27 protein-coding genes are annotated in these 25,904 nt (G+C 60.4%); 21 read left to right on the forward strand and 6 right to left on the reverse strand.

The genetic code is table 11. From position 1 onward, the window contains the following. Positions 1-247 precede the first annotated feature (247 nt). The 6 genes from ptsP to AC4DF4_RS06685 all read left to right on the forward strand — a co-directional run bounded on the left by ptsP (position 248) and on the right by AC4DF4_RS06685 (position 5,740). Positions 248-2,014 carry a phosphoenolpyruvate--protein phosphotransferase gene (gene ptsP / locus AC4DF4_RS06660; protein ID WP_490047333.1) on the forward strand — a complete coding sequence of 589 codons (1,767 nt, stop codon included), beginning with the start codon at positions 248-250 and terminating at the stop codon, positions 2,012-2,014. A 74-nt stretch (positions 2,015-2,088) separates the two neighbouring features. Then, positions 2,089-2,805: a pirin family protein gene (locus AC4DF4_RS06665; protein WP_490047334.1), complete on the forward strand. Its 717-nt coding sequence runs from the start codon at positions 2,089-2,091 to the stop codon at positions 2,803-2,805. Positions 2,806-2,824: 19 nt separating this feature from the next. Further along, positions 2,825-3,904 carry an alkene reductase gene (locus AC4DF4_RS06670; RefSeq protein ID WP_490047335.1) on the forward strand — a complete coding sequence of 360 codons (1,080 nt, stop codon included), beginning with the start codon at positions 2,825-2,827 and terminating at the stop codon, positions 3,902-3,904. Next, a complete protein-coding gene (locus AC4DF4_RS06675; protein ID WP_490047364.1) occupies positions 3,898-4,470 on the forward strand; it encodes an NADPH-dependent FMN reductase in 573 nt (190 codons plus the stop codon). The genes AC4DF4_RS06670 and AC4DF4_RS06675 overlap by 7 nt, the downstream gene beginning before the upstream one ends. A gap of 53 nt (positions 4,471-4,523) precedes the next feature. Continuing rightward, positions 4,524-4,919, forward strand: a complete 396-nt coding sequence (locus AC4DF4_RS06680; protein ID WP_490047336.1) for an NINE protein — start codon at positions 4,524-4,526, stop codon at positions 4,917-4,919. A 245-nt stretch (positions 4,920-5,164) separates the two neighbouring features. Further along, positions 5,165-5,740 (forward strand): acyloxyacyl hydrolase, encoded by a 576-nt coding sequence (locus AC4DF4_RS06685; protein ID WP_490047337.1) that lies wholly within the window; start codon positions 5,165-5,167, stop codon positions 5,738-5,740. 19 nt (positions 5,741-5,759) lie between these two features. Here the strand turns inward: AC4DF4_RS06685 and AC4DF4_RS06690 are convergent, their stop codons facing one another. Next, positions 5,760-6,392: a LolA family protein gene (locus tag AC4DF4_RS06690; protein ID WP_490047338.1), complete on the reverse strand. Its 633-nt coding sequence runs from the start codon at positions 6,390-6,392 to the stop codon at positions 5,760-5,762. A gap of 80 nt (positions 6,393-6,472) precedes the next feature. Here AC4DF4_RS06690 and AC4DF4_RS06695 point away from each other — a divergent pair, with 80 nt between their 5' ends. Next, positions 6,473-8,800 carry an efflux RND transporter permease subunit gene (locus tag AC4DF4_RS06695; RefSeq protein ID WP_490047339.1) on the forward strand — a complete coding sequence of 776 codons (2,328 nt, stop codon included), beginning with the start codon at positions 6,473-6,475 and terminating at the stop codon, positions 8,798-8,800. Here AC4DF4_RS06695 and AC4DF4_RS06700 read toward each other — a convergent pair. Beyond that, a complete protein-coding gene (locus AC4DF4_RS06700) occupies positions 8,753-10,363 on the reverse strand; it encodes an NAD(P)/FAD-dependent oxidoreductase (RefSeq protein WP_490047340.1) in 1,611 nt (536 codons plus the stop codon). The two genes, AC4DF4_RS06695 and AC4DF4_RS06700, sit on opposite strands and share 48 nt — an antisense overlap. A 175-nt stretch (positions 10,364-10,538) precedes the next feature. Between AC4DF4_RS06700 and AC4DF4_RS06705 the strand changes: the two genes are divergently transcribed. Together AC4DF4_RS06705 and AC4DF4_RS06710 are read left to right on the forward strand one after the other, a co-directional pair. Further along, a complete protein-coding gene (locus tag AC4DF4_RS06705; protein WP_490047341.1) occupies positions 10,539-11,378 on the forward strand; it encodes an LpxL/LpxP family acyltransferase in 840 nt (279 codons plus the stop codon). After that, the gene (locus AC4DF4_RS06710; RefSeq protein WP_490047342.1) at positions 11,300-12,124 is read left to right on the forward strand and encodes a polysaccharide deacetylase family protein; all 825 of its coding nucleotides are present in this window, start codon (positions 11,300-11,302) and stop codon (positions 12,122-12,124) included. Before AC4DF4_RS06705 ends, AC4DF4_RS06710 begins: the two co-directional genes overlap by 79 nt. On the opposite strand, the gene AC4DF4_RS06715 is transcribed toward AC4DF4_RS06710, so the two are convergent. The 3 genes from AC4DF4_RS06715 to AC4DF4_RS06725 all read right to left on the reverse strand — a co-directional run bounded on the left by AC4DF4_RS06715 (position 12,099) and on the right by AC4DF4_RS06725 (position 14,406). Next, on the reverse strand, positions 12,099-12,761 hold the full coding sequence (locus AC4DF4_RS06715; RefSeq protein ID WP_490047343.1) for a class I SAM-dependent methyltransferase: 663 nt from the start codon (positions 12,759-12,761) through the stop codon (positions 12,099-12,101). The genes AC4DF4_RS06710 and AC4DF4_RS06715 overlap by 26 nt on opposite strands. Further along, the gene (locus AC4DF4_RS06720) at positions 12,754-13,530 is read right to left on the reverse strand and encodes a glycosyltransferase family 2 protein (RefSeq protein ID WP_490047344.1); all 777 of its coding nucleotides are present in this window, start codon (positions 13,528-13,530) and stop codon (positions 12,754-12,756) included. The genes AC4DF4_RS06715 and AC4DF4_RS06720 overlap by 8 nt, the downstream gene beginning before the upstream one ends. Before the next feature lie 87 nt (positions 13,531-13,617). Beyond that, on the reverse strand, positions 13,618-14,406 hold the full coding sequence (locus AC4DF4_RS06725; RefSeq protein ID WP_490047345.1) for a lysophospholipid acyltransferase family protein: 789 nt from the start codon (positions 14,404-14,406) through the stop codon (positions 13,618-13,620). A 98-nt stretch (positions 14,407-14,504) separates the two neighbouring features. Between AC4DF4_RS06725 and AC4DF4_RS06730 the strand changes: the two genes are divergently transcribed. Further along, on the forward strand, positions 14,505-14,927 hold the full coding sequence (locus AC4DF4_RS06730; RefSeq protein ID WP_490047346.1) for a 3-hydroxyacyl-ACP dehydratase FabZ family protein: 423 nt from the start codon (positions 14,505-14,507) through the stop codon (positions 14,925-14,927). Here AC4DF4_RS06730 and AC4DF4_RS06735 read toward each other — a convergent pair. Further along, positions 14,908-16,086: an AMP-binding protein gene (locus AC4DF4_RS06735; protein ID WP_490047347.1), complete on the reverse strand. Its 1,179-nt coding sequence runs from the start codon at positions 16,084-16,086 to the stop codon at positions 14,908-14,910. The two genes, AC4DF4_RS06730 and AC4DF4_RS06735, sit on opposite strands and share 20 nt — an antisense overlap. Positions 16,087-16,220: 134 nt before the next feature. Between AC4DF4_RS06735 and AC4DF4_RS06740 the strand changes: the two genes are divergently transcribed. Genes AC4DF4_RS06740 through AC4DF4_RS06790 form a run of 11 tightly spaced genes read left to right on the forward strand, consistent with a single transcriptional unit; the run spans position 16,221 to position 25,829 of the window. Continuing rightward, entirely contained in the window at positions 16,221-17,471 is a 1,251-nt protein-coding gene (locus tag AC4DF4_RS06740) for a beta-ketoacyl-[acyl-carrier-protein] synthase family protein (protein ID WP_490047365.1), read from the forward strand. Positions 17,472-17,478: 7 nt separating this feature from the next. Further along, positions 17,479-18,510: a beta-ketoacyl synthase N-terminal-like domain-containing protein gene (locus tag AC4DF4_RS06745; protein WP_490047348.1), complete on the forward strand. Its 1,032-nt coding sequence runs from the start codon at positions 17,479-17,481 to the stop codon at positions 18,508-18,510. Next, positions 18,507-19,238, forward strand: coding sequence for an SDR family oxidoreductase (locus AC4DF4_RS06750; RefSeq protein WP_490047349.1), 732 nt, complete (start codon positions 18,507-18,509; stop codon positions 19,236-19,238). Before AC4DF4_RS06745 ends, AC4DF4_RS06750 begins: the two co-directional genes overlap by 4 nt. A gap of 28 nt (positions 19,239-19,266) precedes the next feature. Beyond that, on the forward strand, positions 19,267-19,533 hold the full coding sequence (locus AC4DF4_RS06755; protein WP_490047350.1) for an acyl carrier protein: 267 nt from the start codon (positions 19,267-19,269) through the stop codon (positions 19,531-19,533). A 23-nt stretch (positions 19,534-19,556) separates the two neighbouring features. Beyond that, entirely contained in the window at positions 19,557-20,555 is a 999-nt protein-coding gene (locus tag AC4DF4_RS06760; RefSeq protein WP_490047351.1) for a lysylphosphatidylglycerol synthase transmembrane domain-containing protein, read from the forward strand. Then, positions 20,552-20,800 (forward strand): acyl carrier protein, encoded by a 249-nt coding sequence (locus tag AC4DF4_RS06765; protein WP_490047352.1) that lies wholly within the window; start codon positions 20,552-20,554, stop codon positions 20,798-20,800. The genes AC4DF4_RS06760 and AC4DF4_RS06765 overlap by 4 nt, the downstream gene beginning before the upstream one ends. After that, positions 20,801-21,988: an FAD-dependent oxidoreductase gene (locus AC4DF4_RS06770; RefSeq protein WP_490047353.1), complete on the forward strand. Its 1,188-nt coding sequence runs from the start codon at positions 20,801-20,803 to the stop codon at positions 21,986-21,988. Positions 21,989-22,036: 48 nt separating this feature from the next. Further along, entirely contained in the window at positions 22,037-22,906 is an 870-nt protein-coding gene (locus AC4DF4_RS06775; RefSeq protein WP_490047354.1) for a patatin-like phospholipase family protein, read from the forward strand. Between the two features lie 12 nt (positions 22,907-22,918). Continuing rightward, entirely contained in the window at positions 22,919-23,146 is a 228-nt protein-coding gene (locus tag AC4DF4_RS06780) for an acyl carrier protein (protein ID WP_490047355.1), read from the forward strand. An 8-nt stretch (positions 23,147-23,154) separates the two neighbouring features. Further along, a complete protein-coding gene (locus tag AC4DF4_RS06785; RefSeq protein WP_490047356.1) occupies positions 23,155-24,438 on the forward strand; it encodes a hypothetical protein in 1,284 nt (427 codons plus the stop codon). After that, positions 24,435-25,829 (forward strand): class I adenylate-forming enzyme family protein, encoded by a 1,395-nt coding sequence (locus tag AC4DF4_RS06790; protein ID WP_490047357.1) that lies wholly within the window; start codon positions 24,435-24,437, stop codon positions 25,827-25,829. The genes AC4DF4_RS06785 and AC4DF4_RS06790 overlap by 4 nt, the downstream gene beginning before the upstream one ends. The last annotated feature ends 75 nt before the right edge of the window (positions 25,830-25,904 follow it).

Below are 25,904 nucleotides of genomic sequence, written 5' to 3' on the forward strand. Positions count from 1 at the left end.
GTCGATCTCGGCGTCCTCGGTGGCGGTGCGTAGGACGAGGTGGTCGACAACGAGGGCGGATTTGGTCATCAGTGTTTCCATGGCAGGCTGAAACGGCCAAAACGGAGGCCAATGTCTGGTATTTTCTTAAATCGCCAATGAACATCGACCATGGCTGATTTCCGGGCAACCGCCCTGGGAGCGGCCTGCCGCGGGGAAATTACGTCTTGAATCCCGGCTCCGATTCAAACCATGATCCCCACAGACCATGCCGAAAACCGGAGCCGAACAAGAAACCATTTACGAGGGCATCCCAGCCTCTCCCGGTATCGCCATCGCTCCCGTCCACGTCGTCGCGCGCGGGTTTTCGGCTCCGGAGGTTTATGAAATCCCCGAGTCCGAGGTGGAGCGCGAGCAAGAGCGCTTCCGTCAGGCGCTTGAAATCACCAAGCGCCAGCTGATCGAGCTGCAAAGCCGGCTGGAGGATCTATCCGGCAACAACGAGAGCGGGATTTTCGAGGCGCACGTGATGATTCTCGAGGATCGCTCCGTGGTGGACCGGGTGCTGCTCGCCATCGAGCGCCGCCTGCAAAACGCCGAATACGCGTTCTACGCGGTGATGCAGAATTTCCTCGAAGCGATGCGGCGGATTCCCGACCCCTATCTGCGGGAACGCACCGCGGACATCGAAGACGTCGCCCAGCGGGTGTTGAGGAATTTCAGCACCGAGGGCGATACCCGCCCGCAAGGCCCGGAGGACCAGCACGTGCTGGTCGCTTACGACCTCGCGCCCTCGGACACCGCCTCGATGAACCGCCGGCACGTGTTAGGATTCGCCACCGAGCAAGGCAGCGTGAACTCCCACACCGCGATTCTGGCGCGCGCCTTCGGCATTCCCGCGGTCGTTGGGCTCGATGGCGCGGTGATCGACATCATCGCGTTGACGCCGTCGATTCTCGACGGCTACACCGGCAAACTCATCCTGCATCCCGCTCCGGAAACCCTGGAGCGCTACAAGCGGCTGATGCTCGCGAAGGAAAAAGTCCGCAGCTCGCTCGACGCGATGCGCGGCGCCGCCACGCAAACCGTCGATGGACGGCCGCTCACGGTTTCCGCGAACATCGAACTGGTCGATGAATTGTCGCTGGTGAAACGCAGCGGGGCGAAAGGCATCGGCCTCTATCGGACGGAGTTTCTGCTGCTCAACGGCGAGGAAATGCCGGACGAGAAAAGCCAGGCGGAAGTCTATTCGAAGGTGGCCCGCGAGATGGCTCCGCACACCGTGATCATCCGGACCCTCGATGCCGGCGGCGACAAACTGCCGGTGGAACCGCTCACCGACATCGAGCCCAACCCTTTCCTCGGTTGGCGCGGCATCCGCGTTTCCCTGGCGCGTCCGGCGATGTTCCGCGAGCAGATCCGGGCGATCCTCCGCGCCAGCGCCTTCGGCAAAGTCGCGGTGATGTTCCCGATGATCTCCGGGCTTTCCGAAGTCTGGCGGAGCAAGGACATGGTCCGCCGCTGCATGGACGAGCTGGAAAAAGAAGGTGTCCCGTTCGACCGCGACCTGCCCGTCGGGATCATGATCGAGGTCCCCGCCGCGGCGCTTTGCGCGGACCTGCTCGCGCCGGAAGTCGACTTTTTCTCGATCGGCACCAACGACCTGATCCAATACACCGTCGCCGCCGACCGGGTGAATCCCCACGTCGCCGATCTCTATCGGCCCACCCACCCCGCGGTCATCCGCTTGATCAAGCGCACGATCGACGCCGCCACCGACAACGGCATTTGGACCGGCGTCTGCGGGGAAATGGCCGGTGACATCCGCCTCACTCCGCTGCTGCTAGGCCTCGGCGTGGAGGAACTTTCCGTCGGCCCGCAGCAAGTGCCGCGGGTCGGCCAGGCGATCCGCTCGCTGAGCCACGCCGAATGCTCGGCGATGGCGGACGAGGCGCTCCGCCACTCCCGCAGCCAGGGAGTCCTCGATCTCTCGCTGTCGCTCGCCCGCAAGCACTATCCGGAGTTGTTGGATTGAGGCTGCCGGTTTGCGCATGCTGAGACTGACGAGAAGACATTGGGCGGCTGGATTTTTTCCGTTACGATCACGGCATGACGACGAGCCCCAAACTGAAGATCCGCCGCGCCGGAGAGCGCGGCCATGCGAACCACGGCTGGCTCGACAGCTGGCACACGTTCTCCTTCGCCGACTATTACGATCCCGCGCACATGGGATTCCGCTCGCTGCGTGTCATCAACGACGACCGGATCGGCGCGGGTGGCGGCTTCCCGACCCATCCCCACCGCGACATGGAGATTTTTTCCTATCTGCTCGCGGGAAATCTGGCCCACAAGGATTCGATGGGAAACAGCCGCGTCCTCAAGCCCGGTGAGATCCAGATGATGCGCGCGGGGACCGGCGTCCAGCATTCCGAGTTCAACCCCTCCTCCACCGAGCCGGCGCATCTGCTGCAAATCTGGATCACTCCCGACACCCGCGGTCTTGCTCCGGCTTATACCGAGTGGACGCCCGCGCCGGGTCACGAGAACAATGTCAAAACCCTCGTGATTTCCTCCGATGGTCGTGACGGCTCGGCGACCATCGCCCAGGACGCCTCGATCTATCTGCTGAAACTTCGGCCCGGAACCCAGACGAGTCACCCGCTCGCCGCCGGCCGCGGCCTCTGGCTGCACGTCGCCAAGGGCACCGTGCTCGTCAACGGGATCCCGCTGACTGCGGGTGACGCCGTCTCCCTCGAAGAACCTGGCGAAATCGAAATCACCTCCATCGACAGCGCCGCCGAGGCGATCCTTTTTGACCTCAAATAAATCTCCAACCGAACACATCATGATGACTGATCCACTCTTCCAACCGCTCCAAGCCGGCGCGCTCCACCTTCCCAACCGCATCGTGATGGCGCCGCTCACCCGTTGCCGAGCGTCGGCCGGCCGCGTGCCGAACGCGATGATGGCGGAATACTACGCCCAGCGCGCCTCCTTCGGCATGATCCTGTCGGAAGCAACCTCAATCTCGCCGCAGGGCGTCGGCTATCCGAACACTCCCGGCATCTGGTCCGACGAGCAGGTGGAGGGATGGAAGCTCGTCACCCGTGCCGTCCATCAGGCGGGCGGCACGATCCTGCTCCAGCTCTGGCACGTCGGCCGGATTTCAGATCCGGTCTATCTGGATGGCGCGCTTCCCGTCGCGCCAAGCGCCGTCGCCGCTGCCGGGCATGTCAGTTTGATCCGCCCGGAGAAGGAATTCGTCACGCCCCGCGCCTTGGATCTCTCGGAAATTCCCGGCATCATCGAGGACTACCGCCGCGCCGCGGAGAACGCGAAGGCCGCGGGTTTCGACGGTGTCGAAATCCACGGGGCCAACGGTTACCTGATCGATCAGTTCCTCCAGGACTCGACCAACAAGCGCACTGACGAATACGGCGGGCCGGTGGAAAACCGCGCCCGCCTCCTGTTGGAAATCACCGATGCCGTCGTCTCCGTATGGGGCGCGGACCGGGTGGGCGTCCACCTCGCCCCCCGAGGCGACGCGCATGACATGGGGGATTCCGATCCTTCCACGGTCTTCCATCACGCTGCCCGCGAGCTCGGGAAACGCAAACTCGCTTTTCTGTGCGCCCGCGAATCGCACGACCAGCCTGCGCTCGGGCCTTCGCTCAAGCAAGCCTTCGGCGGCGTCTTCATCGCTAACGAAGGCTTCACCGCCGAAACCGCGCGCGAGGCGATTCGCTCCGGCGCTGCCGATGCCGTGGCTTTCGGAAAGGCCGCCATCGCCAATCCCGACCTGGTCGAGCGCTTCTGCACGGGAGCACCGCTCAATCCGCCGGACTCGGCCACGTTTTACGGCGACGGCCCCGTGGGCTACACCGACTATTCATTCCTCGAAACCACATCCGTCCAACCATCATGAAAAAACCACGCATCCTCGCCTTCGGCGGCAGTCTCCGCGCCGAATCTTACAATCAGAAACTCGCCGCCATCGCCGCCGAAGGAGCGCGCGCGACCGGAGCGGAAGTCACCCTCATCGCGCTGCGGGGTTTCCGCATGCCGTTGTTCGACGAGGACCTCGAAGCCGAGGAAGGCATGCCCGAAGCCGCGCGGAAATTAAAAGCTCTCTTCGCGGATCACGACGGCCTCATCATCGCCTCCCCGGAATATAACAGCACGATCACTGCCGCCCTCAAGAACGCCATCGACTGGGTTTCCCGCGCGACCACGCCGGACGAACCGCCGCTTTCCGTATTGAGCGGGAAATCCGCGGCCATCCTCGCGGCATCGCCCGGTGGCTATGGCGGCTCGCGCGGCCTGGCCCAGTTACGGCCGTTTTTAGTGAACATCGGCATCACCGTCCTGCCGGAGCAGGTGACGATTCCAAAGGCGCACGAGGCCTTCGATGCGACTGGAAATCTGACAGATCCCGCCCAGGCGGCCGCGGTCAAAGGACTCGGAGCGAGCCTTGCCGCAAAACTCGCCTGATCCGGGCATGCATTTTGATGGCGGAATTTCCAAGGCGGGTGCATGTTATGCGGATGAATGAATCGAATTCAGACACCCACAGCAAAACCATCGGCTACCTTTTGTGGATCTTTGGCTTCACCGGAGCGCATCGGTTTTACTACGGCAAGCCGGTCACCGGAGCCATCTGGTTTTTCACCGCGGGCCTGCTGGGAGTGGGCTGGCTCATCGACCTGTTCCTGATTCCCGGGATGGACAGGCAGGCGAGCCGGCGATTCAGGGCCGGCCCCTATGACTACTCGGTCGCGTGGATCCTTCAGACCTTTCTAGGAGCGCTCGGCATCCACCGCTTCTACATGGGCAAGATCGGGACCGGGCTGATCTGGCTGCTCACCGGCGGCTTGTTTCTCGTCGGCTGGCTCTATGATTTCTGCACCCTCAACGAGCAGGTGGACGAGCTGAACCGATAGTCCGCCTCAAATTCCACAGTCTCCAAAAGAAGGCCTCCAAGGTGCGCGACCCGCCGCACAATTTCGCCTTTCCGAACTCTCGCATGCTCCTTCGCATCCATTCCATTTCACTTCCGGCTTGGTTTCGCGGAGACTTGCGACCGATGGGCTCCTGAAATCACTACAAAAAACGGCACTCTGCGAGGGCGGGAAGGAAAGTTGGTTGTCAAGTAGGGGGACGGGGTGGTAACAGCCTGAGCATGCGAATGCAAATTATCGGATTCATGTGTTTCTCGGCCGGGATGGGGCTGGCTTCGGAGGCGGTGGAGGCACCATGGGCCCGTAACGCTTTCGATGTGGAAACAGGGGTGCTTTGGGGAGTGGGAGACAATACGCCGCTGGATTACACACTGGTGCAGACGGAGTTTTCGTGGAGGAGCCCATTCGTATTGAAGAAGGAATTTGATAACGGATCGGCCTTGGTGGTGAGGAGTCACGCCTCGCTGATAGCCACTTGGGTGGAAGAGGGGCCGGAGAATCATTACTTCGGGATCTCAGGTTCGCCATCGGTGGAGTGGTGGTCCGCGGACCAGAAATGGTCGGCGTATTTTGCCATCGGTGGGGGATTCGGCGTGATCGACAGCACGGATGTGGTGGGCGGCCAAGGCCAGGATTTCACCCTCAACTGGTACGCCAAAACGGGGCTTCAGTATCAACTGAATGAGGGAACGGCGGTATTCGCAGGGCCGTTTTTCCAACACATGTCAAATGGCGGAGCCACCACGCCGAACCCGGGGATCGACGCGCTGGGATTCTCTTTAGGGATGAGTTTCTCGTTTTGAGAAACGCCTTAATTTAGTCTCATTTCCACGGGTAGCTCGTGCGTGCAGCATCGAAAATGTCGGCGGGAAGCTTCTTGTCGAAAACCGGAGGTGAAAACTCGGTGACGATGACAGTGCCGTCTTTTTGAGTCCATTCGATGCGTTCGGGAAACGAAGTTCGGGTGTTGATCTGCATGACCATCGACTTGATCACACGTTGCAATCGGCCTTTCGGCACCAGACTGACGACGAAATGCTCGTCAACGATATTGATGCCACCGGTTGAGAAAGCCTGCTGGATATTGTCGAACGACGCGCTTTCGCCGATGCCGAGCATGAGGAGCAGCGGCTTCACGCGGCGGTCGTCGGGATCGAACGCGGAAGTTTTCCCGGACTCATCTGTGAGGTGGACTTTCGTTCCATCGTAAACGGCGCTTTGGACAAGTGGGTCACCGAGTTGCCAGCGGAAGGACTTGCCGGGGATGAGCCAGAGGTGGCCACGGATGACGATGTCCTGGGTGAGGGCCGGAATTTTTTTGGTCTGTTTGACGTTCACGCTGACCGTCTGGTGTTCCGCCCGTTTTGCCAGCGCGGTTTTCAGGGGCTCTAGGGAATCGGCCGAGACAAGGCCGGGAAGGAGGAGGAAGGCGATGGAAATCAAGCGTACGGTCATGCATCCGGCTACACGAGGTGGTGGGCAACATCAACCCACAAAAGTGTTGTGGAACGGCGGGTGGGCTTTAGCGTCGCCGGGTGTTTCATCGGCACCGGCTCATCATCATCCTGCTTCTGGTGGTCGGCATTTCGATCACGGGATTGATGCGGTTGCGCTTCGAGACGAATATTTTGGAGGTCCTTCCGCAAAATCTGCCATGCGTTGAGGCGTTGAAGGTATCCCAAGAGCAATTCGGCAACGACCAGCAAGTGGTGGTGTTGCTGCAAAGCGAAGGGGAGGGAGTCGATGAGGAGGATGTCGCGGATTTGGCGGCGCACTTGAGAGAGAAGCTGCCTGGTGCGAAGGTGCTTTATAAATCCGAGCTGGAGGAGGATCCGGCGGCGTTCGGAAAGGCACTGGCGGAAATCTGGCGTTACGCTCCGCCGGCGGACGTGAAGCTCATGTCATCGCGCCTGCTGGACAAAGAGGCGCTCGAATCCCATATCGGCAAGGTGATGGCGGAAATCCGCGGATCGTTTGATCAGGAAAAATCGACGATGGCGGCATACGATCCGTTGGGTTTCCTTGGGCATCCTGTGATTCGGGGGTTCATCGAGAGCGGAATATCGTTTCAGTCGGATGATGGAAAATCGCGGATTCTGTTGATTCAAAACCCGCGCCCGACGACAGATTATCATGTGGACGCCGCGCGCTTGGGCGATATCAGGTTGGCGATCCAGAACTGGCCCGGGATGAAGGAGTTGGGCTTGTCTTTCGCGCTGACGGGCGGTCCCGTTTTCAATGCGGAGATCGGGGCCGGGATGGAGAAGGACATGTCCGGGACGATCCTGCTCACTTCGGTGCTGATCGGGTTGTTGTTCTTGATCGTGCAGCGGCGTCCGGGGCAGTTGCTGATGATTTCGCTGCAGCTGGCGCTTACCTTTGTCATCACCATGGGAATCGGCGGATGGGTGTTTGGCACGCTCAACTTGGTGAGTGTCGGCTTCGCCGCGATTCTGCTAGGGCTGGTGGTCGATTACGGAGTCGTCATCGCCCGCGAATCCATCGGCGGTTTTGTCTCGCCAGGAGCGTTGAGACGCGAGCTTGCCCCGGGGATCATCTGGGCTGCGCTGACCACGGCCATCGTGTTCGGATTGCTGACTTTGAGTGCTTTCAATGGAGTCCGTCAGCTCGGTGGGCTGGTGGTGATCGGCTTGATCGCGGGCGTATCCGTGATGCTGGTTTTCACACCGATGTTCCTCGGGAAATATCCGAGCAAGAAGGCGAAGCAAATGCTGAAGCCACCGTTTTTCGGGGCAGTGGCCGCACGTTGGACGATGGCCGCCTGCGCCCTGGTTGCCGTCGGAGTTTTCGTTACCAAGGGGGAACCGGGTATCAGTTTCAATTTCTCGATGGTCCAGCCGGACTCCAGCGAGGCGGCGGCGACCTTCTCGCGGATTCAGGAAAAGTTTCCGGCATGGTCGGATCGGAATCTCCAAATGATTGCCACGGCCGACTCCTGGGAAGAGCTGCGAGAGGCGGCCGGAGTGGCCCAAGACCGGCTTTTGAAGCTGAGCCGGGACGGGGTTGTGTTGAATTACCAATGGCCGGTGGAACTGATTCCAGACAGCGTGGCGGAGAAGGAGAACCAGCAGGCATTGGCGGAAATCTCGGGGAAACGGGTGGAAATCATCCAAACATTGGAATCACAAGGTTTCAGCCAGAGCGGCGTGGCCGTGGACAAGATCGTCTTGGAGACGCTGTCGGGCACGCAAAACCCGGCGGACGCGAAAGCCTTGACCAAGCACTTCCTAGTGCAGACGCCCGGTGGGAAATACCACTTGGCGGGAAATCTCACCGTCGCGAAGCCGGTCACCGTGGAAAACATCGGCATGCTGGACCCGCTTTTCACCGACAAGTTCACCCTCACGGGTTGGTCCGTGATTCAAGCGGTGTTGCAGCCCCGTGTGAAAAAGGATTTCCTCATGATTTTCCTGCCCGCCACCGCAGTGCTGCTGCTCACGCTCGTCGGGATTTTTCGGTCGGTCCGGGACGCCGCCATCAGCATTTCCGTGCTCTTGATCTCGCTAGCGCTGGTGAATGCAGTTGTCGCCGCCACCGGCCAGACGTGGAACTTTCTCAGCGTGATGGCGATTCCATTGATCGTGGGCACGGGCATCGACTACAGCATTCACCTGATTTTCGCACTGCGCCGCAGCGGCGGAGACCAAGGCCAAGTCTGGAACGGAGTGGGGAAAGCGATCTTCTTCTGCGGGGTGTCCACAGCGATCGGTTTCGGATCGCTGCTTTTCTCATCCAACGAGATGCTGTGGAGCATGGGTCTGCTGTGCGGCCTCGGGATTCTCATAACCACCGCGTTAAGCTTGTTTGTAATACCCGGATTGTGGCAGCGGCGAGGCCAATGAGGGTTCATTCGCTTCCTTGGCCAGCGGGGTAAAGACGAGCTTCACTTCAAGTCGCAGCCAGATGCGGATCCCCATCCACAGGTGCTTTAAGCTCGATAAATCCGGGTTGAAGCTAGTGGTGATGATGAAGCTTTCATTGAGGTTCTTGTCCCCGTAGATGCCGGCGGCGATTTTCTTTTTGGCCAGCTTCACCAAGCGGCGGTTGTAGAATGCCATGAAGACCGCGAAAGCGTGACCGATGGAAGTGGAGTAGGGCATTTCCGCGAACTCGACGTCCTCGTCGGTGTAAACACCTCGGACAGGCCCGACAAAGTAGGTTGCGATGTCCATGAGAAACGCGGCGTGCATCAACTCCGCATCTCCGATGTACCAGTATTTGTCCTTGTACAACGCGTTGAACCAGTCGAAATAGCTGCGTTTGAACTCGCTGTTGCGCTTGATGATGCCCTCCTTGACGCACTCGCCGCTGTAGTAGCTACGGAGCAGGGTGTAGGTCGAGTAAACCGTGTGCGCGCAGTAATCCAGACCCTGGCTGTAAAGCGGATCCATGAAACCGCAGGCGTCGCCGACGATGGTCCAGCCGTCGCCGACGACCTCTTCGGACCAATAGGCTAGGTCCTTGTAATAGCAGTTGTCGTTTTCCACGGCTTCCGCGTTTTCAAACAAGACCTTGCCAACGGGCTGCTTGAGCAGGTGTTCCTTGATCCGCTCGCAAATCTTGCCCTCCTCCGGCGGGGTGAAAAGGCGTGAGTCCCAAGTGAGACCTGCGCTGACCTCGCCGCTGTCGAGCGGGATGATCCAGCACCACCAGCCGAAGCCCATGAGGTGGTTGGTGGCGAAGCCGCGTTGTGAAATGACCTTGGGGCTCGCGCCCTCCATCTGCATCGCCCCGTCGTAGGAATCGAGAGGATTGACGTTTTTGAAACGGGTCCACATCGATGCGGTCGGGTGCTCTCTCGCATGGGACCGCCAGGTTTTGCGCATTTTAGCAATCTTTGCGGATTTTCCCGAGGCGTCGATAAACCATCCCGCCGTCACCGTGCGGGATTGGCCGTCGTCGGTTTTGTAAGTGACGGTGTTTTTTCCGATGCCGCCGAGGTCGAGATTTCCGATGATGGCGGGGCGCGCCAATTCGCAGCCGAGTTCCTCTGCCTGCCGGAGCAACTCGGTATCGAGCGTCATTCGGTTGACTTGGAACGTGGGCAGGCGGCCTTGGAAGGCGGGACCGAGTTCGGTGGATTTCCCGGGGGCGTTCTCTCCGTCCTGGTGAAACCACATGCGGAGTCCGTGTTTCATCACATGCCTCGTGTTGAGATGCATGCCGACACGCAGCACGCGAGTGAGGAAACATCCGGCGACCTCCGAGGTGCTTTCCCCGACTTTGCGGGTGAATTCCGCGCTGCGTTCGATGAGCAAGATGCGCAATTCCGGAAACTGGCGCTTGAGAAGCAGGGCAGTGGAAGATCCGGAAAAAGCACCACCCATGATGATGACGTCGTAGTCTGCGGAACGATCGATTCCATCAGCGATCGATCGGGGTTCCCGGTGATTCATGATTTGCATGGTTGATCAGTGGTGAGGTTATGGGTAGGAAAGTCGTCTTGCAAACAACGCCCGCCAGATGACCGCAGATAGAAACTCCGAAACCGCGATAAAGCAAGAGGCGGATGTGTCGCGCTTCGGACTTTTCGGAGATTTCCCGACGCGCGCCATGTCGGCTGCGCTGAGATGGTCGGGCATGCCCCGGTTCATCGAGGCTGGGGTGCTCTATTTTTGCGCGTTCATCGTGCTGGTTCTGGCCCATGCCCAAAGACGGGCGATCCGCCGGAACCTCAAGGTGATTTGGCCCGACTTATCTTGGGCGGAGGGCTATGTGGGGGCTTACCGCGTTTTCGTAAACTTCGGCTGGACGTGTATCGACGGCATGCGCACCCGGCTGGGGCAAAAGGTCGTGACGTGGGAAATCGACAACCTGGAGATCTTCGAGAAACTTCGCACCACACCGGGAGCAGCCATCATTGCCACCACGCATACGGGGAATTACGATCTAGCAGCGGCTTTTTTCTCGCCCAAGTTCGGACGCGATCTCCACACCGTGCGGGCTCCGGAGCGGTCTCCAATTCTCCAGGAAATCCGGCGCAAGGAATTGGAGCGGGATGCTCGGCGTTACAAGCATTTCAAAGTCCATTACAACTCATCGGATAGCTTGCTGGGGATCGAGTTGGCACGGTTGTTGATGGAGGGGGAACTCGTCGCCATCCAGAGCGATCGCGTGATCGGGGACGTGGCGGCCATCGAGGTGCCCTTGGAAAATAGAAGCGTGAAAATCCGCCTGCCAAGGGGGCCCATGGTTTTGGCGGCCCTAGCAAAATGCCCGAGCTTTCCGCTGCATGTGGTTCGTGCCGGCTACCGCCACTACCACATCATCTTCCGGGAACCCTTGGTCGTCTCCCCGCGGAAACCGGGCGCGCCGATCCGTGAAATGGACTGCGCGCGCGCATGGGCCGGGAACCTCATGGGCTTTCTGGAAGAGCACGGTCTGCAATGGCTCGTTTTCGAGGAGGCATTCACCGAATGATCTTGGCTCAGACATTGAGAATGCTGCTGATCGCCTTCATGCTGGGCGGTGGAATTGTCGCCGCAGCAGCCGGGTATTTTCAGATAGGGATCCTCATGCATGCGGTTATCGTCGCTTTTCTTCTCACTGGAACCCTGAATCCCTCCTCACGGCTTTTCGGCCCAGTGCAAACCCTATGCGCAAAAGGAATCTGGCTAACCTTGGATGACGGGCCTGATCCCACCGATACCCCGGCGATTCTCGACTTGCTAGACCGCCACGCGGCAAAGGCGACCTTTTTTGTGATTGGCGAAAAGGCCGCGAAACATCCCGAACTGATCCGGGAAATTCACCGCCGCGGCCATCAACTCGGCAACCACAGCTGGAGCCATCCGCGTCTGTCTTTCTGGCGCCTCGGACCGGTGGCGACCTGCCGGGAAATTGTGAAATGCCAACGGGTCATCAAGGAAATCACCGGCGAGGCTCCGAAGATTTTCCGCGCGCCGGTGGGGCATTACAATATTTTCGTCCACCCGGTTTTGAAGCAGGAGGGCTTGAGTCTGATCGGCTGGAACAGCCGGGGCTTCGATGGAGGCAGCTATCCACTCGAGGAGGTGAATCGGAGAATCCGCGAATCGGCACGCGAGGGAAGCATTGTCCTCGCTCATGAGGCCACGCCCATCGCCTTGGAGGTGGTGACCGCAATCCTCGCCCTAGCCAAGGAAAACGGCTGGGAGATTGCTATCCCTGACGTCTCGCCAGGATGAGGTAGTTGTTGAAAGGAGTGCCACCCCAGAAAGGGCGGATTTCCACGACAAGGCCTTGCGCTTCGAGCACTTCCCGGAAAAATGCTTCGGTGGGATAATGCACGGGTGCCGACTTCATCCAGAACGTGCATCGGGCGATGATGTCGCCTGCTAGAGTCGTGTAAAAACGAAGGCTCTTTTCGAACAAACCGCTGCGGACGACCAGCGTTCCGCCCGGCGCAAGCCTTGCCGCGGCAGATTCTAACAGAATCGTTTTCTCCGGGGTGTCGAAGAATTGGAGGATGTCGAGAATCGCCACATCTCCGCTGTGTTCCGGCAGATCCCGCCGGGCGTCGCCCTGACTGAGGCTGATGTCCGCATAGGCTCCCTTGGCGATGAGTTCGCGGCCGCCCTTGATCTTGCTTGCGTCATAGTCGAATCCCGTGAAGGCGTTCGCCCATCCGCGTTCGCGCAGATACATCCCGAGAATGCCGATGCCGCAACCGATGTCGAGTAGGGGCAGTGGGCTGGATTTGAGTTCGCTAAAAACTCCGTCGTAGAGTGGATCGGTCCGCAATTTGCAGGAAACGTAGTGCCGCAGCCACGTGCCGTCGCACAAGGATGAGATGCGAGCAGCGATTCGGGTGGGTTCAGACATCGGAAAGCGGGGCGTAATTTTTCAGAGGATTTTTTCGCCGCAAGAGCAGGATCGGCAACCGGAGCAGGAAGCCGGCGAACAAGCGGATGTGCATCGCGGTGAGCAGGGTGTTGTCGCGCAAGTAGCGGAACTGGCTGATTCCACCCTCTTCCGCGCTCAGGTATTTCACCGGCGTGGGGAGATTGATCACAGGAAGTCCTTTCCAGCAAAGTCTCACCGCGACCTCGGGATCGAAGTCAAACCTGCGGGCGAACATCGTTTCCGAAAAAACCATTTCCAACGGCGCGATGGGATAGAGCCGCATCCCGAAAAGTGAATCGTGAATCCCCCACCCGCAGGTCTCCAGATTGGCCCACCAGTTGGAGATTTTCCGCCCCTTCACCCGCAGGGATGGCGCGGAGGAGTCGAACACCGGCTCGCCGAGCACCAGCGCTTCGGGGTGGGCTTTCCCCACTTCCATGAACCGGGTGATGTGGTCGGATGGGTGCTGACCGTCGGCGTCCATCGCGAGGGCGTGTGTGAAACCTTCCGCTCCGGCAAGCGCTATTCCCCGCCGGATAGCGGAGCCTTTGCCGCCGTTCTCCGGCAGACGGTGAACTCTCAGTCGGGCGTTTCCGCCAATTGCGAGGTCCTCCAGATTCGCATCGCTGCCATCCGTGCTGCCATCGATCATGACGAACACGTCATCCCACGCATCGAGCGCGCTGGCCAGCGTCCGCCGAAGCAAGGGCCCGGAATTGTAGGAGGGTATCAGGACGCAGGCTTTCATTCCGCGCCAGGGAAATGAAGTGTTTTGCGGTGGGACACAATTTCGAATTCATCCTCTGGAGAATATTGCCCGGCGCGGCGACTCGGCTCAGCCCAACTCCTTGCGAAAAATTTCCTCCAAGCGCTCCGAGAAATCCCTCACTTTTTCGTCCGGTTGAATCAGGATTCGTTCTCCGACACGAATCGAGATCGAGATCGGCAGATGCGGCATCCGCCAAATCGGCCAACCCTTCTGCAGGTAGCGGCTGTTCGATGAAATGAAGACCGGCAGGATCGGCGCGCCCGATTGCTTGGCGAGCAGCGCAAGGCCGGGGCGAAAGGGATTGAGCACGCCGTTTTCCCTGCGCGTGCGCGTACCCTCGGGGAAAAGCAGCAGCCTGCCACCTCCCGCCAGACGCTCCATGGCCAGACGGATCATCTTGAGCCGCGGCAAATTCGGGAGAAACCCCGCGAAAAGCGCGCCATTGCGCAGAAATGGGTTTTCCAGCACTTCCGCTTTCATGATGCAGTTCAATCGCTCGAAGCGGCGGATCACCAGCGGCGCGTCCCACAAGGCCGGGTGGTTGCAAGCGATGATGAGCGGTCCCGCATCGCAGGCGTGCCGTTTCAGATCGTCATCAAAAACCCGGATGATCCCGAGCAACTCCAATCCCACGATCAATAGCGTAAGAATGGTGCCAAGCGTCCACTGCCCAAGCCTGCGATGATCCTCCTGATCGAGAAAAATCCCCGAGATCAGGCTGATGATGAGCACGGACAAGACCGCCGACGGCCAAAAAACCACCATATACGCCAGCCCGGCGAGAAACCGCAGCACGGTGGCCACGTTTTTCCCCTGCTGCTGCGGGGAGATTTCTGAATCGGGATTTGAGTTCACGGAATTTCGATGCAATCTGCGGCTCCATTCGGTGCGGCTTCATCCATGGACGGCAGCCGAACATCCACCCAACCTCGCAACGAAATCTGCTATCAATCATGCCGTTCGATCAAGAATTACTTGCTCTGCCCCACGGACCCGAATTCCGCTTTGTGGATGAAATCACCGCTTTGGAGCCTGGCGTTTCAGGTCGCGGCAGCTACACGATCACCGGCAACGAGCCGTTCCTGATAGGCCACTTCCCGCGGCAGCCGATGTGGCCCGGAGTCATCATGATCGAGGCGATCGCCCAACTCGGTGGCGTGATCGCCCAATCCGATCCAGCGCATCCCACCCTCGGGGATATGCTCCTCACGTCTGTTAGAAACGCGAAAATTCTCGGCACCGCATATCCGGGCGACGTCCTGATCGTCCAGGCCACCGTGGAGGGGCGCATGGGAAATCTCATCCAGATCGCGGGAACCGTCTCGAATGGCGAATCAAAAATCGCCGCCGCTACCGTCATGCTAGGCGGGAAGTGAGGTCGCCCTCCGATGATACAAACTCCCAGTGCCTCGGCATTTCCCAGCTTTCCACCCGCTGCCGGAGTTGTTCGCGAATGACCTTGGGCGCGTAGCCCGGCTTGACGGTTAAACGGACGCGGATTTCCCCGAATCTTTCAAAATCGCGGCTTTGTCCTCGCTCGACGACGGCCACAGCCACGCCATCGAGCTCTTCGAGAATATTTTGCAAGCGGATCGGGCTGACCTTTCTACCCGCCACGTTGATCGCCCTTCCGATGCACTGGGTGATGAAAACGCCGCCGTCCGAGACATCTCCCATATCTAGGGTGTTATAAAACCGTCCGCCGAATTCATCTTCCCACGCGGGCGAGTCGGCACCCACCGCACAGGCGTCGCTCGCCACCGCCAGCCTTCCCGTTCCATCGATCACCGCTTCGATCCCCGGAAGGATTTTCCCGACGAAATCCGCACGTTTTCTGAGCTCCCGCGAGTCATCGAAGGCGATCGCCCCAGTCTCGCTTGTACCGTAAAAATTGTGAATTTTCAGCCCGCATTCGGCATGGACCGCCGTTTCCAACTCCAGTGAAAGCGGAGAACCCGCGCAGAGTGCCAAGGAAATCGCGGGACATGCGGTCACTCCAGTCTGCCACCAAGTTTTCCAAATCGCCGGGACACCGGGCAGGAAAATCTCGCCGCCACGTTCCAGAGCCGCTTGTAGAAACATCGGCAGTGGCCCGGAAACGATCTCCAATGGAATACCTGCCAACAAAAGCGGCAGGGCAAGGCAACCGAAGCCGTAGGAATGCGCCAGCGAGATCGCCGCCAAGCCGCGCCGGCCCTCATGAAGCCCCAAACCTTGGATGTTCCTCTGCCCCTCCGCCATGACCTGCGACTCTCCGAAAAACAGACTGCGTTCGATCCCCGAAGCGCCGCAGGTCTGCTTGATGAGCACGGTGCCAGCGGGAATTCCGCAGCGGATGGGCCGGATGCGGCTGGTCTGGTTCTCCACCAAAAGCGCCGGCTTCCCGGCCCGCCACGCGGCAATCAGGGACGGGAAAAAATCTAACGATTCGCCGATCGCCGGAACCACCTCGCCGGACACATCCACCTCGCCCGCCATCTGGTCGATTTCCCGGAAACTGACGCCCGCCGGCCGTTCCGAATGCCGGAAAGCCACCTCGCCTCCTCGGCGTGTGTTGACATTTTCCCAGCGGTTTAGCAGCATTCCGCGCTCTGTCTAGCCGCTTCCAAACGACTTGCCAAGTGTAGGAATCTGGTCTTTGCCCCAAACTCTCTTTGCCGTCACCCCAAATGCCTAACATCCATCCCCCCTCTGTCGATCGGAACGCGCCTCCACGGCGCGTTTTTATCACTGGAGTCGGCATGATCTCGCCGATGGGAAATGACGAGCGAGCCCATGTCGAGGCGCTTCGCGCCGGGCGCACCCATTTTCGTGAGATCGATTTCTTCGATGTTTCCCGCCAACGGGTGAAAACAGCCGGAGTAAGCGATCCGCCCACCCTGGCATACGCCCTCACCCCGCACGAGGCTGCCCGCCTCGACCGCGGAACGTGGCTGCTGTTGCATGCCACCGCTCAAGCGATTTCATCCGCCGGACTGACCGATATCCATCCCGAGATACCCTTCATTCTCGGCACTTCCGCAGGGGCGATGGCCATCGGCGAGGCCTACTATCAAGCGGCAACCACTGCTCCCCACGGACGCCGCGGGCAGTTCGCCAGAGTGGAGCATTACCAACCACAGCGCCAATCCGGTGAAGTACAGCGCGCGCTAGGTTTCCAGGCACGCACCCAAATCATTTCCAATGCGTGCGCCTCAGGAGCAAACGCTATCGGCCACGCGTTTCACATGATCCGCAGCGGGCGCGAATCCATGGCCCTCGCCGGTGGCTACGACGCCCTTTGTCAACTGGTTTTCGCCGGCTTCGACGCCCTTCAGGCGCTCGCACCATCCGGAATCCCCCGACCGTTCGACGCACACCGCGATGGCCTCGCTCTCGGCGAGGGCGCGGCCGTGTTTGTGCTGGAATCCGCGGAAAGCATGGCTGCCCGCGGAGCAAAACCCATCGCCGAGATCTGCGGTTACGGCATGGCGACCGATCTTCACCATCTCACCCAGCCACACCCGGAGGGCACCGCTGCAGTGCGCTCGATGAGCGCCGCATGCACGCAGGCGGAGATGGTCCCAGCCGACATGCAATATATCAACTCCCACGGCACCGGCACCCCACTCAACGATATCGCCGAGGCGACCGCGATTTCCCAATGGGCCGGCGATGACGTGCAAAACATCGCCGTCAGCTCGACGAAGTCCGCGATGGGACATCTACTCGGGGGAGCCGGAGCCGTCGAGTCCGCGATCTGCTTGCTCGCCCTGAAACACCAGTTGCTTCCTGCAAACCTCAACGTCAACGAAATCGATCCAGCTTGCCAATTTGATCTCGTCCGAGAACCACGGACCGCGAAGTTGGATGTCGCGCTGACTAATTCCTTCGGCTTCGGCGGCTCGAACGCGTCGTTAATTTTCTGCAACGCCACCTGATTCCAGTATGAGCGATTTCCCTTTGTTTATTCATGGTCACGGCGCGGTCTCCGCGGCGGGAATCGGGCCAGCAGCGCTCTTCCGCGCCTGCCTCGAACCATCAACGCTCCCGACAACCCGCCTCGATCGCAGCATCGGATCAGAAACCATTTCCTACCTCCACCGACCGGTGGATGGCGAGGCACTGCGCGCCGCGATGCCGAAACACCCGCGCTTCCGCCGGTCTAGCAACATCACCAAATTCGCCGTCAACGCCGCTCATCAAGCCATCGGCGACGAACGCCTCGAGCGAATGAAAAACCACGAGCTTAACATCGGCCTCGTGTTCACCCTGCTCAACGGCTGCGTCAATTATTCTAACCGTTTCTTCAGTGAGGTTCTAGATGATCCCAATCTCGCCAGCCCACTCCTCTTTCCCGAAACCGTCTTCAACGCCCCAGCCAGCCACATCGCAGCCTATCTCGGTTGTGACGGGCCCGCTTATACGATGATCGGCGATTCCGCCACCTGGTTTTCCGCCATGAAAGTCGCCGAAGGATGGATCGCTGATGGTCATGTGGACGGCTGCTTGGTCGTTTGCGGGGAGGAAACCGATTGGCTCACGCTCGAAGGACTCGGGCTTTACTCCAAGAATCTCATCGCCACCGAGGGCGCAGCAGCCGTTTACCTCGAAGCCCGCCCATCGGAGATCCGCTTCGCAAACCTGCACGGCCCGTTTTGTTACAACGACAAGTCCGAACGCAGCGCTGCGGTGATGAAGTCTTGGACTCCCCATGTCGGCTCGACCGATGGCATTCTCATCGACGGCCTGACCGGCATCCACCGCCTCGATCGGGCCGAACTCGAGGCCTCCGCATCCTGGGCCGGCAGCCGCCTCAGTCCGGCCCGCATTCTTGGGGAAGGCATGGGCATCCGCTGCGGCTTCCAAACCATCGCCGCCATCGAGGCGCTGCACAACGGCCATCACTCGGCGGTAGTCCTCGCCAGCGGCGGCAATCAACAATCCTTTTCCGCTAGATTCATCCGACAGATCCCATGAGCGAACATGCCATCTTGATCACCGGTGCCAATGGAGGCATCGGCAACGCCACCGCCCGCTACTTTCTGAAGCATGATGAATCTTGCTTCGTCTATCTGGGCATCCGGTCCGGACGCGGCGAGGCCGACGCGCTAGTCGCGGAGTTTCCCGGAAGATGCGGCGTTCTGTCGCTTGATGTCACTGAGCGCGCGGCATGGGAAGCCGCTCTCGACCATGTCAACGGCGAGGGCCGCATCATCACCGTGCTCGTCAACAACGCCGGCCACCACGATGACCACCTCATGGCGACCATGCCCGACGACGCATGGTTCAGCGTGATTGATTCCAATCTCACCTCGACGTTCCTCGGCTCCCGGGCCGTGCTGCGCGGGATGATGGGTGAACGCTTCGGGCGCATCGTGAATGTCTCCTCTCTCAGCGCCCTGCTCTCTCCACCCGGCCAGACGAACTACGCCGCAGCGAAGGCGGGAGTCATCGCCCTGACCGCCAGCCTCGCCAAGGAGGTCGCTCGGATGGGCATCACCGTCAATGCCGTCTGCCCCGGATACATCGAGACCTCCGCCACAGAAGGCGGCAGCTCGGAGGAGAAAAAAGCCCGGAAAAATACGATTCCCATGCGCCGCTTCGGGCAGCCGAGAGAGGTCGCGGCGGCGGTTTTTTTTCTTGCCGGGCAAGACGCCGCCTATATCACCGGGGCCGCATTGAAAATTGACGGCGGCATTATTTAGGCCCGCTCCATCACAGGATCGAAATCACATGACCGAAACTTCCATTCTTCACGACGAGATCAAGAGAATCCTCCTCGATGAGCTCATGCTCGATCTCGAAATGAGCGAGATCGGGGACGAAACCCCGCTGATGGGAGCGGACAGCCTCGGCCTGGACTCTGTGGATGCCCTACAACTCGTTGTGGCCATCGAGAAACGCTTCGGTCTGAAGGTCACCGATCCGGAGGCCGCGAAGGGCATGCTTCATTCCGTCAAGACCATTGCGGACGCCGTGATTGCTTTCAAAAGCGCCTGAGCCCTGCCCGCCTTGCCCATCCGATGAACAAGCGGCACGCCAAGGCTCTGGGGCTTTTCACACTCAAGCTCGCCGGCACCGTAATCTTTCTCTGGTGGGCGATTTCCCGCGCGGAGGATCAACATGCGCTCGGTGAAAACTTCATGCTCGCACTGCGCTCGCCGTATTGGGTCGCGGCGGGAATCGCCTTCGCGTTTGTATCACTTCTCGCCAATTCCTTGCGCTGGTATTTTCTGCTGCGCGCGCAGTCGATCAGCGTGCCATTTTCCTATGTCGTGCGCCTCATGCTTTACGGTGCGTTTTTCAACATCGCCTCCTTGGGTGCCACCGCCGGGGACGCCATCAGGATCGTCCTTCTCATCCGCCGCGCGCCTGATAGAAAAGTCGGCATCACGATGTCGGTGATGGTCGATCACGTGATCGGCTTTGTGTCGAGCGGCGTCATCTTCCTCGTCGCCACCTGGTGCTTCGGAATCACTGAGCACCTCGGGGACAAAGTCGGCATGGGGATCTTCGTCGCGGCCACATGGTTCAAGGCGGGCGGCATCCTCGGAATCATCCTCAGCTTGTTCTCGTGCAGTCCCGCCATGCTTTCCTGGGGGCGCAAGCGCCTCCCCGCCATCACTAACAACCACTGGGTCGTGTCGATCTCATCCGCCATCGATCTCTACCGCACCGGATGGCGCTACGTCACCCTCGGGTTGCTCGCCTCCTTCGTCCTTTCCGCCAGTTTCTACCTAACGTTCTTCGCGGCGCTCCGGGCGCTTGATCAACATGTCGAGGCGGCGACAATCATGTCCGTGATGCCCATTGTCGATGTCGCCACGGCCCTGCCGATATCGATATCCGGCCTCGGCGTGCGGGAACGCGCCTTCGAGTTTCTCTTGGGAAAACTCACCGGCGTCCCCACTGGCATAGCCGTCACCGCATCGCTCATCGGCTTTCTTTTCACCCTCTTCTGGAGCCTCGTCGGCGGACTGGCCATCATTACCTCCCGCACCTCGGACAAAGACACACCATGACCACCGATCTCACCCACCGGATTCACAGCCTCATTGATGAAGGGCTTTTCCCACTTCACCAATCCGTCACCGAGGACACCGACCTGCTCGCCGAGGGACTCGACTCCTTGGCGCTGATGCAGCTCATCGTCCTGCTAGAAAAGGAATTTTCTATCAACATCAGCCCGGCGGACCTCGACCGGAAAAACTTTTCCACTCTGGCCAACATAGCTAATATGGTTCGGGAAAAAGCAAGTTTGCCCTAAATGGACCACGTCATCACAGCCGATGTCGTCGTCATCGGCGGCGGTAGCGCGGGGCTCTGCGCCGCCGTTGCCGCGGCTCGAGCAGGCGCACGTGTCATCCTCATCGAACGCTCCGGCACGCTTGGCGGCATGGGCACTCTCGCCAAGGTGCATACTTTCTGCGGCCTCTATCACCCGGATGTCTCTCGCCCGCCCGAGATTGCCAACCCCGGCCTGCCCGCCGAGATCGAAAACCTCATGCGCTCCCGCACCGGTGTCGGGCCCGTCAAAATGGGTAAAGTCTATGTCCTGCCGCAGGATCCCGCCGCCTTCGCGGAAATCGCCCGCAATCTCACGGCTGCTGAAAAATCCCTCGAAGTCCGCTTCGGAACCACCTGCAACTCCATCACTCCGGAACCCGGGAAATCCTTCGTCGTGGGAACGGACTCGGGAAACATCCACTGCCGCGCCCTTGTGGATGCCTCCGCAGATGCCGTGGTCGCGGATTTGCTCGGAGTCGCCCGGCTTTCCGTCGCGCCGGAGAAAAACCAACGCTCTGCCTTCATCTTCTCGCTGCAGGGCGTGGACCCCGCCGCCAGGGAAGAAACATTCCGCATGCGCCTCGCCTTGGAAATCGTCCGCGCGGTAGCCGTCGACTCACTCCCGCAGATCGCGCTGGGCACCGCCAGCCGTCCATCCACCACCCCCGGGGAAATCCATTTCACCACCGACCTCGATCCCGCCCCGTCCGCAGAACTCATGGCGATGGGTCTCGCCTTCGCAAAATCCTTCACCGGCTTCCTGCGGAAAAAGTTTCCCGAATATTCCTCCGCCTCGGCACCGCTGCCCGCAAGTCTGCCCGGCATTCGGGAAACCTATCGCTGGAACGGCCAATACATACTCACCGCCGAGGATCTCGTTTCCTGTCGAAAATTCCCCGATACCGCCGCCTACGCAACCTGGCCCATCGAGTTGCGCGGGACCACCCGCGGGCCCAAGCTACGCTTCTTCGATCACCCCCTCCCGGCCTCAATCCCGCTGCGCTCGCTCACCAGCGCCGAGATCGACGGCGTCTTTTTCGCCGGCCGCTGCATTTCCGCCACCCACGAAGCCCTCGCCTCGATCCGCGTCATGGGCACCTGCTTCGCAACCGGGCAGGCCGCCGGTCGCGCCGCCGCAGCGCATGCCCGCACTCGGCAGCGGGCATGATGCGGCCAGTTCCATAATCAATCCGGCGGCGGGCACCCCATTCTTGCAATGCAAACCGCGAACATCGCAAACTCTTTACGCAACCCGATGACCGAGCGCCCCAACATCCTGCCAGACCCCGCCCGCACTGCCGTGGTCCTCGGCTCCTCCTTCCTCGGAGTGTATGCGCATGCGGGATTCCTCAACGGCCTCGATTCCCACGGTTTCGCGCCGGCCCGCATCGCGGGATCATCCGGCGGCGCCCTCGCCGGAGCCTTCCATGCTTGCGGCATGCGCGGCGAGACTCTACGGTCCGCCACCCTCGATCCCAAGCTCCACCGCTCGTTCTTCGACCTCGGCTGCTTATGGCGATTGCCCGGCGTGGCCACATCGTTCTGGTCCACCGGCATCTTTTCCGGAAAAAACGCGATCGTCTATCTGCGCGAGCAACTGGGTGATCACGATCTATCCAACCTCCCGCTCGACATCGCCGTCACCAACCTGACAACCGTCACTTCCGAAATCCTCCGCCTCGGCCCGCTCGCGGAAACCGTCATGGCTTCCTGTGCCGTGCCCGCACTGTTCACCATTCAGGAATTCGGCGGACAGCGTTACCTCGACGGCGGAATCGCTGCCGAGTTTCCCTATGAGCACTTCATCGACGACCCCAACATCGACACCATTCTCCTCCATCGCATCTGCCATCAGAAGGGCACCCAGCCGACTGTGAATTGGGAAACGGTCGCGAACGTCATCAGCATGTCTCACCACGCATCTTCTAACGAACTCAACCGCCTGCGGGGTGGCCTCGCCGCCCTTAAAGGCAAGCGGATCGTCGAAATCACCACCGCCACCCCGTTTCCCGGGTTTTTATCGAGCCGCCTCGCCTCCACCTGCTACGACCTCGGCCATCAATCCGGCCTCAACCTTTTCCCCTGATCCTCAAAACCGATGGAATCAAAACTACTCCAAATCATTCAGGATGAAATCCTCGGATCTCCCGAGCCACTGACGCCGGATAGCGACCTCTTCGAAGCAGGCCTCGACTCGATGGCCATCATGCAACTCCTCCTCCACATCGAAGAACATTTTCAAATCAACCTCGAACCCGCCGACCTCTCGCGGGAAAACTTCCGCACGGCCACGAAAATCGCCGCCCTCATCACTTCAAAACGCTGACTCCGCCCTTGCTCCGAGCCACTTCCAGCGATGCCTTCCTGCTCGGCCTTGAGTCGCTCATGCGGCGCTCGGGTCAGGGCCCGCATCTCGCCGCCACGGTAATCCAACACGCCGGCGAGCCGGATCCCGATGCCATCCGCAAAGCTGCGGACGCGCTTGGACGCAGGCACGCCTTGCTTCACGCCCGTGTGCGGCGTTCGCCCGTCACCTTCGAAGCCGAGTGGCTGCCCGACCCGCCCGCCGCAGTTCCCGTGGTGATCCATGAAACCGGGAATACTGCGGAAATCGTCAAAAGCATCCTGAACTCAAGCTCCATCGACATCTTCCGCCCCGGCCCAAACCTCGAAATCCACCTCCTGACGCAGGGCGAAAACCACACGATCATCCTGCTTTGGCCGCATTCGCTCTTCGACGCGATCGGGATCGACAAGCTCATCGCCGAGCTGGATTCCACCGATCCAGAACCGCGCCACGACTGGGGAGAAACCACCAACTCATCCGGCAGCGCCGCGGCACTCTGGAAGACCGCGCACCCGATCATCGAGGAAATGCGCACCTTTCCCGCCGCGAACATCCGCTCTCTCCACCAACCCAAACACACGCCCGGCGCAGCTTGCTTCGAAGTGCTCGCATTCACCCAAGAAGAAACCCAAACCATTCACGCAAAATTGGCGCGGACCGTCGGCGAGTTGCTCAAGATCCCCTACTTCGCCGCCCTCTCCGCCCGCGCCGTCGCCGAGGTGATCCGCTCGCGTGATGCGGAGCCGCCGGACATTCTCTTGTCCCTCCCGATCCAACGCATTCAGAACCCCTCGGATCGCCCGCTTTTCCAAAACCACATGGTCGCTTGGTCGCTTCTGCTCCCTCATCAAAGCATGGACAAACTCGCGACGGCAGCCATGGCGCTCTACCGCAGTTATGGCTCCTTCATGAAACGCGGACTGCCTGCGGCGATGGAAGCGCTCACCAAGTTGAGCGAACGATGCCCCTCACGGTTCTATCTGTTACCTATCAAACATTACCTCAAGGGTGAGGTTTGTTCGCTTTTCCATTCGCACATCGGAAACCTAGCCGCCCATACCGAAACCCTCTTCACCCGGCCCATCCTCAACGCTTGGCACGTCCCATCGGTCTCCACCCCACCCAGCATCGGCGTTTTCTTCTCCGAGCGCAAGGCCCGCCTCACCTGCACCCTCTCCTGGCGTGAAGGCCCGCTCAACGCCGCTGAACTCGGGACGCTCTGCCAGCAACTTCTTGCCGACCTCGGTGTCGAAGCGCCACTCGCCCCATGAATCTCATCGCTGAAATCGCACGCCGCCATCCGCCCGGAGCCGTCGCCATCGTCAGCGGCAGCCGCTCAGTCACCTACGAGGAGTTGTTCAAAAGCGCCGGAGCCATCGCCGCTGAAATCCGTGAAGCCGCTCGACCGCTCGGTCGCCTTCCGCGCATCGGCCTGAGCTGTCCTAACGGAGTCGACTACATCGTCCTCGCCATGGGCATCCTACTCGCGGACGGATGTTTGGTTCCCCTCGCCGAGGAACTCACCGCGGAGGAACGCGCGGAAATCGTCCGCGTCACCGCCCTCGACTTCACACTCGAAAAACAAACTTCCGCAACCTGCCACGTCATCACCCGGATCGAAACTCCGGAACCCGCCTTCCCCGAGTCTGCCTTCCAAGCGCTCAAACCCGCCTTCATCCGCTTTTCCTCCGGCACCACCGGAACCAGCAAGGGCGTGGTGCTTTCACACGAGACGCTCCTGAAGCGCATCACCGCCGCCAATGAAGGACTGCAGATCGGTCCCGGCGATCGCGTGCTCTGGATGTTGCCCCTCGCGCATCACTTTGCGGTTTCCATCGTGCTCTACCTCTATGCCGGAGCCGTCACCGTGCTCGAATCCTCACCCGCCCGCGAAGACATCCTCGCCGCCGCCGAGGCCCATCAGGCCACCGTGATGTATGGCGCGCCCTTCCACTACGCCATGCTCGGCGGCGACCCCGGGGATTTCCGCTGGCCCTCGCTCCGGCTTGCCGTTTCCACCGCCGCCGCCCTTTCCGAGGCCACCGCCGCCGCGTTTCGCAAGCGTTTCGACCAACCGCTCGTCCAAGGCATCGGCATCATCGAAGTCGGTCTTCCCGTGCTCAACCTCCACGATGCGGCAGATCACCCCACCGCGATCGGGCGCGCCTTGCCCGCCTATCAAGTCGCCCTTCTGGACGCCGCCGGAAACCCCGTCCCCGATGGCGAGCCAGGCGAGTTCCACGTCCGCGGCCCCGGCCTACTCGATGCCTATCTCGTCCCATGGGATGCCAACCCACTCCACAATGGATACTTCGCCAGCGGCGATCTCGTCGTCCGCAGCCCGGATGGCTTGCTGACGCTCATCGGTCGCAGCAAGTCCGTCATCAACGTCGCCGGAATGAAGGTTTTTCCCGAGGAAATCGAAGCCATCCTCAACCTCCACCCCGCCATCCAGGCCAGCCGCGTCGTCGGAGAAGATCATCTCCACACCGGCCAGATTCCCGTCGCCGAGATCATTCCAACCGACCCCGCGAACCCGCCGAGGCCCGTGGACCTCCAGCGCCATTGCCGCCAGCACCTCTCCGCCTACAAAGTGCCGCTCGGGTTCCTTGTCGTCCAAGAACTGCCCCGCACGTCGTCAGGAAAAATCCGCCGCCGCTGACACCAACTCTAAGAGTAAAAGCGCCAGCATAACGAGCGGATCGGGGAATGAAGAGTCTCAAAGTCAAAAGTCGAA

Source organism: Luteolibacter sp. (assembly GCF_058122085.1).